The organism is Erwinia sp. GW821-FHT03D09 (assembly GCF_059420805.1).
This window is the reverse complement of record NZ_JBWKUK010000005.1, coordinates 123,684-138,842: the sequence shown is the minus strand read 5'-3', so window position 1 is coordinate 138,842 and position 15,159 is coordinate 123,684. Positions and strand designations below refer to the sequence as shown.

The window sequence follows — 15,159 nt, the reverse complement described above, 5'->3', positions numbered from 1 at the left end:
GTAACAAGCTTATCGCCCCGGATAATATGTAAAAGGTAAAGGAGTTACCTGATGAATAATTCCGCTCTGTTCTTTTTCGCTGCACTGCTGGGGATCTGCTTTGGCAGCCTGCTCAATGTGGTGATTTATCGCCTGCCGCACATGATCAAGCATCAGGATCAGGATGATGGCTATAATCTGTGGCTGCCGCGCTCCCATTGCCCGCAATGTGCTCATCCGCTTGGCTGCTTTGACATTATCCCTCTTTTTAGCTGGCTGATACTACGGGGGCGTTGCCGCTACTGTTCGCACGCCATATCGTGCCGTTATCTGCTAGTCGAGTTAAGCTGCATGCTGTTATGGGTGATGATGGCCGCACTGTTGCCGCCAGGAGGAACGCTGGTTGCCTCTTGGGTACTTGTCTGGCTGCTGTTGGCACTGACCCTGATCGATATTGAACATCAGTTGCTGCCTGATTTACTGACGTTTCCGCTTTTATGGCTGGGAATGCTGTTTCAAATCCTCCACTGTCTGCCATCTATTTCATTACAGCAGAGTGTAATCGGCGCACTGGCAGGCTATCTGGTGCTGTGGCTGCTTGCGTATGGCTATCGCCTGCTACGGGGGAAAGAGGCGCTGGGTCTGGGGGATGCCAAGCTGCTGGCAGCCTTAGGCGCCTGGCTAGGCTGGCAGGCCTTACCCCTGCTGTTACTGCTGGCATCACTCAGCAGCATTATCTGGCTTTGTGCCAGCCGCCTGATTTCCCGGCGATCGTTATCAGCCCCCTTTCCGTTCGGGCCAGGACTCGCCGCTGCCGGACTCATACTGTTTATTACCAGAAACGCGGTATAAAGACCATTCACCGACCTTCGCTCCCTCTTTGTTTATTCTTCCTTGCTTTTCCTTCAGACAAAAAAAGGCCGGGTAAACTACCCGGCCCTGTTTCAGCGCTTAGCTGGCTGGCGAATTACGCCAGACGGCCGTGACACTGTTTATATTTTTTACCTGAACCACACGGGCAGAGGTCGTTACGGCCCACTTTACGCTCACCGGTCTGCGCAGCGAGTTCCTGAGCGGCTTCAGTTTCATCATCGACATGGCTGAGATGCTGCTGCTGAGCCAGGCGTTCAGCTTCCTGACGGCGCTGTTCTTCCATCTGCTCAACTTCTTCCGGCATACGTACCTGAACCTTGCTCAGCGTGCTGATAACTTCATACTTCAGCGACTCCAGCATCGCGGCAAACATGGCAAAGGATTCACGCTTGTACTCCTGCTTCGGGTCCTTTTGCGCGTAACCGCGCAGATGGATTCCCTGGCGCAGATAGTCCATAGCGGCCAGATGCTCTTTCCACAGTGAGTCCAGCGTTTGCAGCATCACGCCTTTTTCGAAGTTGCGCATCATTTCAGCGCTAACGACTTCTTCTTTACGCTGATACTGCTCTTTTGCCTGGTCCATAATACGATCGCGCAGCGTTTCTTCATGCAGATCTGGCTCTTTATCCAGCCACTCGCCAATCGGCAGATCGAGGTCGAAATCAGTTTTCAGACGCTCCTGCAGGCCAGGAATATCCCACATTTCTTCCAGCGACTGCGGTGGAATGTAGCTGTCGAGAGTCGCCTTAAAGACGTCCTCGCGAATGCTGATAATAGTTTCTGACACGTCGGACACATCCAGCAGCTCGTTACGCTGGGTGTAGATAGCGCGACGCTGGTCGTTGGCTACGTCATCATATTCAAGCAGCTGCTTACGAATATCGAAGTTGCGGCTTTCCACTTTACGCTGCGCGTTGGCAATCGCTTTGGTCACCCATGGGTGCTCGATAGCCTCACCCGGCTTCATTCCCAACTTACGCATCATATTGGAAACGCGGTCCGAGGCGAAAATACGCATCAGGGCATCTTCCATCGACAGATAGAAGCGGGATGAACCGTTGTCACCCTGGCGACCGGAACGGCCACGCAGCTGGTTATCAATACGGCGCGATTCATGGCGTTCAGTACCGATGATATGCAGACCACCGGAAGCCAGCACCGCATCATGACGGATCTGCCATGCGCTCTTAATAGCGTCGATCTGCTCCTGGGTTGGCTCTTCAAGCTCTGCCACTTCAGCCTGCCAGCTGCCGCCCAACACGATATCAGTACCACGACCGGCCATGTTGGTAGCGATCGTTACCGCACCCGGCTGACCGGCCTGCGCCACGATGTCCGCTTCACGGGCGTGGAATTTGGCGTTCAGAACTTCGTGTTTGATGCCTGCACGTGTCAGCTCATTGGAAACGACTTCTGATTTTTCAATCGAGATAGTACCGACCAGCACTGGCTGACCGTTAGCGGTACGCTCACGGATGTCCTCAATGATCGCATCAATTTTCTCTTTCTCAGTCATGTAGACCAGGTCAGGAAGATCTTTACGCACCATCGGGCGGTTGGTCGGTACGACAATGGTATCCAGCTTGTAGATCGAGCTGAATTCAAACGCTTCGGTATCCGCAGTACCGGTCATACCGGCCAGCTTGTTGTACAGGCGGAAGTAGTTCTGGAAGGTGATCGAAGCCAGAGTCTGGTTTTCGTTCTGAATATCCACGCCTTCTTTGGCTTCTACCGCCTGATGCAGGCCATCAGACCAGCGACGGCCTTGCATGGTACGGCCGGTGTGTTCGTCAACGATGATCACTTCACCGTCTTTAACAATATAATCAACGTCGCGGGTGAACAGCACATGGGCGCGCAGCGCAGCGGTCACATGGTGCATCATCATAATGTTGCCCGGTGAGTAGAGAGACTCGCCTTCTTCCATAATGCCTTCGCTGACCATCAGCCCTTCAATCGTCACCAGGCCGCGCTCGGTCAGGTGAACCTGACGCGCTTTTTCATCAACAGAGAAATGACCTTCGCCCTGGAATGAGTCGGAGTCTTCTTTCTCCTGACGGATCAGGTGAGGAATGATTTTGTTAACTTTGATGTACAGTTCTGAGCTGTCTTCAGCAGGGCCAGAGATAATCAGCGGCGTACGCGCTTCATCGATCAGGATCGAGTCCACCTCATCCACCAGCGCATAGTTGAGCTTACGCTGTACGCGCTCTTCCGGGCTGAACGCCATGTTGTCACGCAGGTAGTCAAAACCGTATTCGTTGTTGGTACCGTAGGTGATATCGGCAGCATAAGCGGCACGCTTGGCTGGTGCAGGCATACCCGGCAGGTTGATGCCGATACTCAGGCCAAGGAATTCGAACAGTCCGCGGTTGTTTTCGGCGTCACGCTGGGCCAGATAGTCGTTGACGGTCACCACGTGAACACCTTTGCCACTCAGGGCATTAAGGTAGGCTGGCAGGGTCGCCGTCAGGGTTTTACCCTCACCGGTACGCATCTCAGCGATGCAGCGATCGTTCAGTACCATACCGCCCAGCAGCTGGACGTCGAAGTGGCGCATACCGAACACGCGACAGCTGGCTTCACGAACGGTGGCGAACGCTTCCGGGATCAGGTTTTCCAGCACTTCACCTTTTTCCAGACGGGCGCGGAATTCACCGGTTTTGGCTTTCAGCTCGTCATCCGTCAGCTTCTGGAAATCCGGCTCCATCTTATTGATCTGCTCAACGACTTTGCGCATGCGACGCAGGGTACGGTCATTGCTGCTACCAAAAACTTTAGTCAGTAATTTTGTAAACATAATAAGTAATTTCTCTCGGCCACGGCTTTTTGCCACAGTCATACTGTTTGATTATTAACGATTTTTATATGAATTTAGCTGAGAAGAGAGGGTCCGGCACGAATGCCGCGAACCTGGGCCAGCCACAGGCCGATATGATAAGAAGGTAGAACGGCCACTTCACGTGGAGCGGTCCGGCGAATAATAACCGGAGGCCGGGCCTCATGTGTCAGTAGCGCATTAAGCGTATCCAGCAGCGCCAGCTTTTGCGCCTGCAGTGGCTGAACTTCTTCAGCAACGGGTACAACAGAAGGTGTCAGGGCAAATGACAGATGGCGGATTACCGTACGAATCGCATGCTGATGCCAGTAGTCTACGCTAAATGAAGGGCGGCGAACGCTTTCCTGTAGCAGTGCCAGGCTGTCGAAACGCGCAGCGCTGCCGATATCCAGGCTTCTGGAAGAGGTTTCTGCTAAGGTAGTGCGGTCATGTGCTGACGCCTGAGGCAAGCCGAGACTTGCCGCGACCATCCCCAACAGGAGATGCGGCCAGAAATAGCGTCTGCCAAATTGTCGCCAACGATTTAGAATACCGATCACTGTGTTCCGCCGGAGCTAGCTATGCGTGATAGTCGCCCACAATCAATTGAAAGTTATTTCGACCAGGCCCAGGATAAAAGCATGCTGCAAAATATTCAGCAGCGCGCGATTGCCCTGAACAAGCTGAATCGCACAGTGCAGGGCGTGATTCCCGCTCAGCTGCACCCCTGGTGCCGTGTGGCTAATTTCCGCCAGGGAATTCTGGTGATCGAAACGGCTAACGCCAGCTGGTTGATGCGTTTACGCTATGAACAATCCAGCCTGCTGTCAGCATTACGAGCACAAATACTACCATCATTGACGTCGATCGACATCAGGATTAATCCTTCCCTCGCGGCAAAAGGACATGAATCCGTTCAAGAAAGCAGCACTCAGGCGCAGAAAGCAGAAAAACCACCGGTCAGGCAGTTGAGTGAACATAGTGCGGAGATTTTACGCAGCGTTGCGAGCCAAAGCCCGGAAAAACTAAAGAAGATATTAGAACGACTGGCCTCGCTGGCCGGAGAGAGTACCAACTCACCCAGTCGTTAGAGTGGTTATGGCTTACGCCAGAACCAGATTTGGAGCCTTGAATGTCACCGGGAGTTCAGCTTCGTCTTCAAACGTTGCCCATTCCCACGCTTCCTGCTTAGCCAGAACCGCCTGCAGTAACTTGTTGTTCAGTGCATGGCCCGATTTGAATGCGGTAAACGCACCAATGATGTTATGGCCACACATGTACAGGTCACCGATCGCGTCGAGCATTTTGTGACGTACGAATTCGTCTTCGAAGCGTAAACCGTCTTCGTTCAATACGCGGTAGTCATCCACCACGATTGCACAGTCGAAACTGCCGCCCAGGCACAGGCCACGAGACTGCAGCGCTTCGATATCACGCATAAAGCCGAAAGTACGAGCACGGCTGATCTGACGCGCAAAGGCTTCAGCAGAGAAGTCCATGCGGTAGCGCTGAGAGCTGGAATCGATTGCCGGATGGTTAAAATCAATGGTGAAATCCAGAGAGAAACCATTATGCGGCGAAAGCTCGGCCCATTTGTCGCCATCTTCAACCCGGACAGGCTGTTTGATGCGGACAAATTTCTTCGCGCTATTCAGTTCTTCAATACCGGCATCCATCAGCAGATAAATAAAGGGCGCAGCGCTACCGTCCATAATTGGAATTTCAGGCGCGTTAACTTCTACCACAATATTATCGATGCCGAGGCCGGCAAGGGCAGCGTTCAGATGTTCGACTGTCGAAATACGCACGTCATGCTCATTCACCAGGCAAGTACAGAGCATGGTATCACGCACGGATTTTGCATCAGCCGGGAAATCTACCGGTGGATTCAAGTCAGTGCGGCGATAGATGACCCCGGTATTAGCCGGCGCAGGGCGTAACGTCAGCGTGACTTTTTTGCCGGTATGTAAACCGACGCCAGTCGTCTGAACAATACGTTTTAATGTCCGTTGTTTGATCATCGCATTATCTCGCAAAAATTCTATCCGATCGCCAGTTTACTGTACTGGCGGGCGAATAGTTTAACACAAAGAGTGAATTTTCCCACTTTTTAGGTAAATTCTTAATCCGCCTGCTTACGCAGGAAAGCAGGAATATCCAGGTAATCTGGCTCTTTGTTAGTCTGAGGACTTTGATCGTTAACCACTTTTGCAGCAGGTTTCTGTTCCTGCGGCAGCGGCGACATACCGTGCTGCTGGTAACGATGGTCCATCACTGGCTGAGAAGACTGCTTGTTAGTCACCAGCGTGATTTCTGGACGCTTGTCCATGCCGATACCGGTTGCCACCACGGTGACGCGCAGTTCGTCGTTCATTTCCGGATCGAGTGATGTACCGATAACGACGGTAGCATTGTCGGAAGCGAAGGCACGGATGGTGTTACCCACGGTTTCGAATTCGTCGAGACGCAGATCGAAGCCAGCGGTAATGTTAACCAGCACGCCGCGTGCACCGGACAGGTCGATATCTTCCAGCAGCGGGCTGGAGATCGCCATTTCTGCTGCTTCTTCCGCACGGTCTTCACCACATGCCACGCCGGAGCCCATCATCGCGTAGCCCATTTCGGACATCACGGTACGCACGTCAGCAAAGTCAACGTTCATCAGACCCGGACGGGTGATCAGTTCGGCGATACCCTGCACGGCGCCTTTCAGGACGTCGTTCGCTGCACCGAAGGCATCAAGCAGAGAAATACCGCGACCCAACACTTTCAGCAGCTTGTCGTTCGGAATGGTGATCAGTGAATCGACATGCTTGGACAGCTCGGCGATGCCCTGCTCGGCGAACGCCATGCGTTTTTTGCCTTCAAAATTAAATGGCTTGGTCACCACGGCAACGGTCAGGATGCCCAGTTCTTTCGCCACTTCGGCAACAACAGGCGCAGCACCTGTTCCTGTACCTCCCCCCATACCGGCAGCGATAAACACCATGTCTGCACCATCCAGTGCCTGACGCAGTGCTTCACGATCTTCTTCGGCAGAGTTACGGCCGACTTCCGGGTTTGCACCCGCGCCCAGACCTTTGGTGATTCCGTTACCGATCTGGATTGTCTGGCCGACTGCGGTTTTACGCAGGGCCTGAGCATCTGTATTTACCGCGAAGAACTCAACGCCTTCGATACGTTCACGCACCATATGCTCTACGGCATTACCGCCGCCGCCGCCGACGCCGATGACTTTAATCACCGCGTCATTGGTTAATTCCATAGGTTCAAACATAATTTCTCTCCGTTTATGTGCCTGTTCGCCTGGAGATCACTAATACTATTAAGACTAGCATGATCTCTATGGTAAAAATTAAAACTCTTTTCTCAGCCAGCTGTTGATTCGCTTGAACCAGTTACCCACTGAGGCTCTTTTTTCTACTTCTGCTTCACCGCTGAGGTGAGATTCTTTTCCGTAGTGCAGTAAGCCAACCGCCGTTGAGTAGTAAGGCTCCTGCGCGTAATCCGTTAATCCTGTGATGTTTAGCGGCTGTCCGATACGCACCTGCGTGTGGAAAACACGCTGGGCGCAAGCCGCCAATCCTTCAATCTGCGCCGCGCCGCCGGTCAGAACGATACCGGCCGCGAGGTGATGTTTAACGCCCTGCTGGCGAAGCTGCTCCTGCAATTGCAGGATCTCGTCATTGACCAGATTCAGCAGTTCGGTGTAACGCGGTTCGATAACTTCAGCCAGCGTCTGACGCTGCAGGCTGCGCGGTGGTCGGCCACCCACGCTCGGCACTTCAACGTTTTCATCTTTGCCCACGATGGAACCGAGCGCACAACCGTGACGAACTTTAATTGCCTCTGCATCCGTTGGCGGTGTACCAAAAGCATAAGCGATATCGCTGGTTACCACGTTACCCGCATAAGGAATAACTTTGGTGTGGCGCAGCGCGCCGCCGGTGTAAACAGCGATATCCATCGTGCCGCCACCAACGTCAACCACACAAACGCCCAGTTCGCGCTCGTCTTCGGTCAGCACGGCAAAACTTGAGGCCAGCCCGGCAAAAATCAGCTGATCCACTTTCAGGCCACAGCGCTCAACCGCTTTGACGATGTTTTTCGCCATATCGTTGTGGCAGGTGATCAAATGCACTTTTGCCTGCATGCGCACGCCGGATAATCCAACCGGGTTTTTGATCCCTTCCTGATAGTCGATCGCGTATTCTTGCGGAATAACATGGAGGATGCGGTGTTCATCACGAACACGGACGGATTTCGCGGTGTGAACCACGTTTTCCACATCTTCCTGGGTTACTTCCTCTTCTGAAATAGGAACCATCCCTATTTCGTTCTGGCAGCTGATATGTTTGCCCGATAATGCCAGATAAACCGAAGAAATCTGACAATCCGCCATCAGCTCGGCCTGGTCGATAGCGCGCTGAACGCATTTTACTACCGATTCCAGGTCGTTAACGCCGCCTTTATCCATGCCGCGAGACGGGCAGCTGCCCACCCCGATAATATTGACCATGCCATCGGGCAGGACTTCTCCTACCAGGGCGGCAACCTTCGCGGTGCCTATCTCGAGTCCAACTACCAGTTTTCTGTCCGTCGACTTGATCATTGTTGTTTAGCCTGTACCTGATTCTGTTGCTGATGACTTTCAGCGCTAGTAATGAGTTCGGGTGTCCATCCTACTGCCGCGCCAGAGTCATAACGCAGGTCCACGTAGCTGATACGCTTGTTTTCCGCCTGGCCCTGCTGCTGCAGAGTCGGGTAGAGATCGATAAAGCGTTTTAACCGCTTCATATCTTCACTACGCCCCAACTCCAGACGGGTATCATCATCTAACACCAGCTGCCATGATCGACGCGCGGTCATTGACGCAGCCTTTAACTTAAACTTGCTCGCCGCCAGTACATCCCGCATCTGGTGGTAGCCGGTCAACACTTCCGTTTCGCTCCCTTCCGGGCCATACAGCAGCGGTAACACTTCTTTATCCCGATGGCTGGCCGGAACGCTGAACGATTTCCCATCGGCATCAACCATGTGCACGTCATTCCAGCGTGCAACCGGCACATACTCAACCAGATGAATCTTTAATTCGTCCGGCCACTGCTTGCGCACACTCACCTGCTGAATCCACGGCAGGCGTTCGATCTGCTGCTGGATGATATCTACATCCTGCGACATAAAAGTGCCGGGTTCGCCAAGCGATAAAATCGCCTGACGGATATCATCGTTCCTGGTGTAGTGGGTTTGCCCGGTCACCACCAGTTTCGATAACGGCAGTCTTGATGCATCGTTCATCCACTTCAATACAACAAAACCGCCGGCCAGCATGGTGCCGATAACCATCAGCAAAAACAGTATCCCGGCCAGGCGTGAGCCATTGCTACGCCCGGTTCGCGCCTTCTCCTGCGCTTCGCGGTTTCGAACATTTAACGCCGCCTGAGACATATCAGTCGGCCAGTTCCAGAATACGTACTACCAGCTGTGAGAAGCTCAGGCCCGCCTGCTTAGCCGCCATCGGTACCAGACTGTGGCTGGTCATCCCTGGCGAGGTGTTCACCTCGAGCAGGTAGAAACGACCGTCGCCGCCCATCATCACGTCTACACGGCCCCAGCCGCTGCATCCCAGTGCGCGCCATGCTGCGATCACCAGCTGGCTTAACTCGGCTTCCTGTTCGTCGTTTAATCCTGACGGGCAGAAATATTGCGTATCATCAGAGATGTACTTCGCTTGGTAATCATAAAATTCGCTGGCGGCCTGAATGCGGATAGACGGCATAATCTGGTCGCCGATCACCGCAACGGTGTACTCCGGGCCACTGAGGAAAGCTTCAACCAGCACTTCGTCATCGTGGCGGAACGCTTCCACCAGCGCCGCATGCAGTTGAGAAGCATGGTTCACGCGGGAGATCCCCACGCTGGAGCCTTCGCGGCTTGGCTTCACAAACAACGGCATCCCCAATGCGGCAATGCTGTCAGCGACATCGCCGTCGATACCGGCATCCATCTGTTTGCGGGTTAACGCCACATACGGCGAAACCGGCAGCCCACACCCCTGCCAAAGGAACTTGCTGCGCAACTTGTCCATCGTAATAGCCGATGCCATCACACCGCTGCCGGTGTAGGGAATATCCAGGAACTCCAGAACCCCCTGCAGCGTGCCGTCTTCGCCGCCGCGACCGTGCAGAGCAATAAAGGCTTTGGTAAAGCCCTGCTCTTTCAGGCTCAGTACAGGAACATCACGAATATCAACCGGATGTGCATCCACGCCCGCTTCTTGCAGTCCAGCCAGTACGGCCGCACCTGATAACAGAGATACGTCACGCTCTGCGGACGTTCCACCCAGCAATACCGCTACTTTATCAGCCATGATATTCCTCTTCTTTCGTCTGCGGTTGTAACTTCAGCTCTGCCAGTTTGCGGGCAATACGCCCAACGTTTCCTGCGCCCTGTACCAGGATCAAATCATTGCCGGAAAGTTTCGGCAGCAGGGTTTCCAGTACGGAGTCATGATCGGAAACAAGAATCGGGTCTACTTTGCCGCGGCCGCGAATCGTGCGGCACAATGAGCGGCTGTCGGCCCCCGGAATAGCGGTTTCACCGGCGGAGTAAACGTCCAGCATCAGCAGTACATCAACCTGCGACAGCACGTTGGCGAAATCGTCATACAAATCGCGAGTACGCGTGTAACGATGCGGCTGGAAAATCATTACCAGGTTTTTGTCCGGCCAGCCCGCACGCGCGGCTTTAATCGTCACGTCAACTTCGGTCGGATGATGTCCATAGTCATCAACCAGCATCGCGGTGCCCGACGGATGACCGTTGGCTTCTGCCAGCGGGTATTCGCCGAGGAAGTCAAAGCGACGCCCGGTCCCCTGGAAGCTCTCCAGCGCACTGAGAATATCTTCATCCTCAATACCTTCTTCTGTGGCAACCGCCACAGCAGCAGCGGCATTCAGCGCGTTATGGCGGCCCGGCGCGTTAAGCGTGACGTGCATGAGCGGCTTATCGTGGCGAACCAGGGTAAAAAGCCCCTGTGCGCCGCGCTGTTCGTAATTCTCAACCCGCACATCGGCATCATCGCTGAAGCCGTAGGTGGTGATCTGGCGCCCAACACGCGGCAGCAGATCGCGGATTACGGCGTCATCAATACAGAGCACCGCACGGCCGTAAAACGGCAGGTTGTGCAGGAAGTTAATAAATGTCTGCTTTAAGTTCTCAAAGTCGCCCTGATAGGTATCCATGTGGTCGGCTTCGATGTTGGTGACAATCGCCACCATCGGCTGCAGATGGAGGAATGACGCGTCACTCTCATCCGCTTCAGCAATCAGATAACGGCTGCTGCCCAGGCGCGCATGAGTGCCTGCGGCTTTAACCAGTCCACCGTTCACGAACGTCGGGTCCAGCCCACCTTCGGCATAAATGCTGGAAACCATCGCCGTGGTGGTGGTTTTTCCGTGCGTTCCGGCAATCGCAATACCGTGACGGAAACGCATCAGCTCGGCCAGCATCTCTGCGCGGCGAATCACCGGGATACGTGCTTCACGTGCCGCGACAACTTCCGGATTATCCTGTGCCACCGCCGTTGAAACCACGACCACGCTGGCGTCGCTGACGTTCTCCGGACGATGGTTGAAATAGATCGTTGCGCCCAGCGCACTCAGATGCTGAGTCACCGCATTAGGTGCCAGGTCAGAGCCGCTGATTTCATAACCTTCATTCGCCAACACTTCGGCAATACCGCCCATGCCGGCACCACCGATGCCAACAAAGTGAATGTGCCGGACGCGACGCATCTCGGGCACGATAGAACGCAGTTTTGCCAGTTGTTGTGTATTCATCTCTTCTTTGCCACACCTGTGTTTCTTTGAAGCGGGTACTCCCACTCCAGCAAATAGTGTTTACAGCGCCGCTTTGCTGACTTCAGCAGCGACGCGCTCTGTTGCATCCGGAATGGCAACGGCGCGGGCCTTTTCGGCCATCTGCAGCAGCGTTGCGCGATCCCAGCCTGCCAGCGTTGAAGCTACCGTTTCAGCGGTAAACTGCGGCTGCTCATAAATTTTTGCAGCGCCAGCCTTTTCAAGCGGCAGCGCGTTCCAGTACTGCTGACGATCTTTATGTTGGAACGGGACGAAAATTGCCGGTAATCCTGCCGCCGCGACTTCGCTGACGGTTAACGCACCGGAACGACATACCACAACGTCCGCCCAGGCATAGGCTGCTGCCATATCATCAATAAATTCTGCGACTTTATGCTGGGTCTGCCCGACCTGCGCATACGCCTGGTTAACACTGTCCAGCGCGCCCTTACCGACCTGGTGCCACAGCGTGATGCTATCGCCAAGGATCGCGGCCACCTCAGGTAACGTCTGGTTCAGGACGCGCGCGCCCTGGCTACCGCCGATAACCAGCACGCGAATCGGGCCTTCACGCCCGGTCAGACGTTCTGCCGGTAAAGGCAGCGCCAGCACATCGGTCCGCACCGGGTTACCGACAACTTCTGCATTCGGAAACGCCCCCGGGAACGCCTGCATCACTTTTTTGGCAATTTTTGCCAGCCACTTATTGGTCAACCCGGCAATACCATTTTGTTCATGCAGCACGACCGGAATCCCGCAGCTCCAGGCCGCCAGGCCGCCGGGACCGGAAACATATCCGCCCATTCCCAGCACCACATCCGGTTGCCAGCGCTTCATAATCACCCGCGCCTGGCGCCAGGCGTTGAAGATACGCAGCGGAGCCGCCAGCTGAGCCTTAATGCCTTTCCCGCGCAGTCCGCTGATGCGGATAAACTCGATGTCGATTCCATGCTTCGGCACCAGATCCGCTTCCATCCGGTCTGCGGTTCCCAGCCAGCGCACCTGCCAGCCCTGTGCCATCAGATGGTGCGCTACCGCCAGCCCAGGGAAAACGTGCCCCCCGGTTCCACCAGCCATCACCATCAGTCGCTTTCCACTCATCGACTAACCTCGCGTAAACGCCTGGGCTTTTGCCAGACGCGTTTCATAATCAACACGTAGCAACAACACGATGGCGGTTGACATAATAATCAGACTCGATCCACCGTAACTGATCAGCGGCAGCGTCAGACCTTTGGTCGGCAACATCCCCGCCGCGGCGCCGACGTTAACCAGTGTCTGGAAGCTAAACCAGACGCCGATCGAGCACGCCAGAAAGCCCGAAAATCGCTGATCGATCTCTAACGCCTTGCGCCCGATGGACATCGCGCGAAAAGCGACGAAGAATACCATTAACAACGCGAAAACCACACCGATATAACCCAGTTCTTCCCCAATTATCGAGAAGATAAAATCGGTATGCGCCTCCGGTAAATATTCCAATTTTTGCACCGAATTCCCAAGGCCCTGCCCCCAGAATTCACCGCGACCAAATGCCATCAGCGACTGGGTTAACTGGTAGCCGCTTCCGAACGGATCTTCCCACGGGTTCCAGAACGATGTGACGCGACGCATACGGTATGGTTCCGCTACAATCAGCAGGCAAACGGCGAAAATCCCGGAGCCGATGATTGCCAGGAACTGCCATAATTTCGCCCCGGCGAGGAACAGCATTGCCAGGGTGGTCACAAACAATACCACTACGGTTCCCAGGTCCGGCTGCGCCAGCAACAGCACGGCCAGCACCACCATCACGCCCATCGGCTTACAGAAGCCCCAGAAGTTATGGCGAACTTCTTCAACCTTGCGCACCAGATAGCTGGCCAGATAGCAAAACAGTGACAGCTTGGACAGCTCGGCGGGCTGAATTCGCAGCGGCCCAAGGGCAATCCAGCGCGACGCACCGTTCACCGAACTTCCCACCACCAGTACCACCAGCAGCATAAAAATCGTCACCATCAGCATGATGTTGCTGTAGCGCTGCCAAACGGCCATCGGCACACGCAGCGTAATCAGCGACATACCGAACGCAAGGGCAATATAGAACGCATCACGCTTAGCGAAATAAAACGGATCGTCCGAAAGGCGCTGCCCCACCGGCATCGATGCCGACGTCACCATCACAAAACCGATAATCGCCAGGCCAAAGGTCAGCCACAACAGCATCCGGTCGTACAGCACCATCGAGTTGGTATCGCTTTCGCGCGATCCCATCACCCAACCCTTCAGGCGATCGGAAATGCCACCAGCAAGGCTCAGACCGGGAAAGCGCATCAGCCCATCTCCTGTGCCAGCTGGGCAAACAGGTCGCCGCGCTGCTCAAAGTTTTTAAACTGATCCAGGCTGGCGCAGGCCGGTGACAGCAGCACCATATCGCCTGACTTCACCTGTGCCGCAATCTGCGCCATGGCTTCAGCCATGGTCTCCGTTTGCACGGAGATCTCCGGCCGCAGCGCCGCCAGTTCCGCACCATCACGGCCAAAGCAGTAGACGCGAATGTTATCGCCCTGAAGGTAGCGGGTCAGCGAACTGAAGTCGGCTGATTTGCCGTCGCCGCCCAGCAGCAGCCAAAGTGTACCGGCAACCTGTAAACCATTCAGCGCCGCCTCGGTACTGCCGACGTTGGTTGCTTTGGAATCGTTGATCCAGCGCACACCGTTATTGTCATGCACCAATTGGAAGCGGTGCGCCAGGCCTGCAAAGGTGGTCAACGCCTTCAGGCTGGTCGCGCGTGGCAGTCCAACGGCATCCGCCAGCGCCAGTGCGGCCAGCGCGTTGGTGTAGTTATGCTGGCCCGTCAGATTCATTTCAGCGGTATTCAGCACCTTCTCACCTTTAACCCGCAGCCAGGTATTCCCCTGCTGGCGGTTAAGATGATAGTCCCCCACGTCCACACCAAAGCTGACGCAGCGCGGGTCAGCGCCGCATACCGGCATGGTCATGGCGTCATCAGCATTGACCACGCAAACCGCTGCATTTTCATAAATTCGTAACTTAGCCGCACGATACTGCTGCATGCCGAGCGGATAGCGGTCCATATGATCTTCAGTGACGTTGAGGATCGTTGCCGCCGCCGCGCGCAGACTGCTTGTGGTTTCCAGCTGGAAGCTGGAAAGCTCCAGTACGTACAGCTGCGCCGGTTTATCCAGCAGCATCAGCGCCGGAAGACCAATATTGCCGCCGACCCCTACCTGCCAGCCTGCGGCCTGCGCCATTTCACCCAACAGCGTGGTGACGGTGCTTTTACCGTTCGAGCCGGTAATGGCGACAATCGGTGCCTGAGCCTCGCGGCAGAACAGTTCGATATCACCGACAATTTCAACGCCCGCTTCCGCCGCATCCATCAGCGAAGGATGCGCCAGTGCCATACCCGGGCTGGCGACTATCAGGTCAGCGTCCAGAAGCCAGCTGTCATTCAACGACCCCAGCCAGCGCTCAACCGCCGCCGGCAATTTTTCCAGCCCTGGCGGCACGACGCGGGTATCCATCACGCGTGGCGTCACGCCGCGCGCTAAAAAGAAATCAACGCAGGACAGGCCCGTCAGGCCCAACCCGATGATGACGACTTTTTTACCCTGATAGTCAGCCATG

General features: G+C 55.0%; 13 protein-coding genes. 2 read left to right on the top strand and 11 right to left on the bottom strand.

The genetic code is table 11. From position 1 onward, the window contains the following. The first annotated feature begins 48 nt into the window (after positions 1 to 48). Positions 49 to 831 (top strand): prepilin peptidase, encoded by a 783-nt coding sequence (locus tag AC07U6_RS06430; RefSeq protein WP_494764435.1) that lies wholly within the window; start codon positions 49 to 51, stop codon positions 829 to 831. Between the two features lie 115 nt (positions 832 to 946). Here the strand turns inward: AC07U6_RS06430 and secA are convergent, their stop codons facing one another. After that, positions 947 to 3,652 (bottom strand): preprotein translocase subunit SecA, encoded by a 2,706-nt coding sequence (gene secA, locus AC07U6_RS06425; RefSeq protein WP_494761562.1) that lies wholly within the window; start codon positions 3,650 to 3,652, stop codon positions 947 to 949. 74 nt (positions 3,653 to 3,726) lie between these two features. After that, positions 3,727 to 4,230, bottom strand: coding sequence for a secA translation cis-regulator SecM (gene secM, locus AC07U6_RS06420; RefSeq protein ID WP_494761561.1), 504 nt, complete (start codon positions 4,228 to 4,230; stop codon positions 3,727 to 3,729). Positions 4,231 to 4,251: 21 nt separating this feature from the next. Here secM and AC07U6_RS06415 point away from each other — a divergent pair, with 21 nt between their 5' ends. After that, the gene (locus AC07U6_RS06415) at positions 4,252 to 4,761 is read left to right on the top strand and encodes a DUF721 domain-containing protein (RefSeq protein ID WP_494761560.1); all 510 of its coding nucleotides are present in this window, start codon (positions 4,252 to 4,254) and stop codon (positions 4,759 to 4,761) included. Between the two features lie 12 nt (positions 4,762 to 4,773). On the opposite strand, the gene lpxC is transcribed toward AC07U6_RS06415, so the two are convergent. The 9 genes from lpxC to murD form a co-directional block, all read right to left on the bottom strand. Further along, entirely contained in the window at positions 4,774 to 5,691 is a 918-nt protein-coding gene (gene lpxC, locus AC07U6_RS06410; RefSeq protein ID WP_105595358.1) for a UDP-3-O-acyl-N-acetylglucosamine deacetylase, read from the bottom strand. A gap of 101 nt (positions 5,692 to 5,792) precedes the next feature. Then, positions 5,793 to 6,947 (bottom strand): cell division protein FtsZ, encoded by a 1,155-nt coding sequence (gene ftsZ, locus AC07U6_RS06405; protein ID WP_105595357.1) that lies wholly within the window; start codon positions 6,945 to 6,947, stop codon positions 5,793 to 5,795. A 78-nt stretch (positions 6,948 to 7,025) separates the two neighbouring features. Further along, a complete protein-coding gene (ftsA, locus tag AC07U6_RS06400) occupies positions 7,026 to 8,282 on the bottom strand; it encodes a cell division protein FtsA (RefSeq protein ID WP_105595356.1) in 1,257 nt (418 codons plus the stop codon). After that, entirely contained in the window at positions 8,279 to 9,118 is an 840-nt protein-coding gene (ftsQ, locus tag AC07U6_RS06395) for a cell division protein FtsQ (RefSeq protein WP_494761559.1), read from the bottom strand. The genes ftsA and ftsQ overlap by 4 nt, the downstream gene beginning before the upstream one ends. 1 nt (position 9,119) lies before the next feature. Continuing rightward, entirely contained in the window at positions 9,120 to 10,040 is a 921-nt protein-coding gene (locus AC07U6_RS06390) for a D-alanine--D-alanine ligase (protein WP_494761558.1), read from the bottom strand. Beyond that, positions 10,033 to 11,511 carry a UDP-N-acetylmuramate--L-alanine ligase gene (gene murC / locus AC07U6_RS06385; RefSeq protein ID WP_494761557.1) on the bottom strand — a complete coding sequence of 493 codons (1,479 nt, stop codon included), beginning with the start codon at positions 11,509 to 11,511 and terminating at the stop codon, positions 10,033 to 10,035. Before murC ends, AC07U6_RS06390 begins: the two co-directional genes overlap by 8 nt. 60 nt (positions 11,512 to 11,571) lie before the next feature. Further along, on the bottom strand, positions 11,572 to 12,630 hold the full coding sequence (murG, locus tag AC07U6_RS06380) for an undecaprenyldiphospho-muramoylpentapeptide beta-N-acetylglucosaminyltransferase (RefSeq protein WP_494761556.1): 1,059 nt from the start codon (positions 12,628 to 12,630) through the stop codon (positions 11,572 to 11,574). 3 nt (positions 12,631 to 12,633) lie between these two features. Continuing rightward, the gene (gene ftsW / locus AC07U6_RS06375) at positions 12,634 to 13,842 is read right to left on the bottom strand and encodes a cell division protein FtsW (protein WP_494761555.1); all 1,209 of its coding nucleotides are present in this window, start codon (positions 13,840 to 13,842) and stop codon (positions 12,634 to 12,636) included. After that, on the bottom strand, positions 13,842 to 15,158 hold the full coding sequence (gene murD, locus AC07U6_RS06370) for a UDP-N-acetylmuramoyl-L-alanine--D-glutamate ligase (RefSeq protein ID WP_494761554.1): 1,317 nt from the start codon (positions 15,156 to 15,158) through the stop codon (positions 13,842 to 13,844). The genes ftsW and murD overlap by 1 nt, the downstream gene beginning before the upstream one ends. Between the last annotated feature and the right edge of the window lies 1 nt (position 15,159).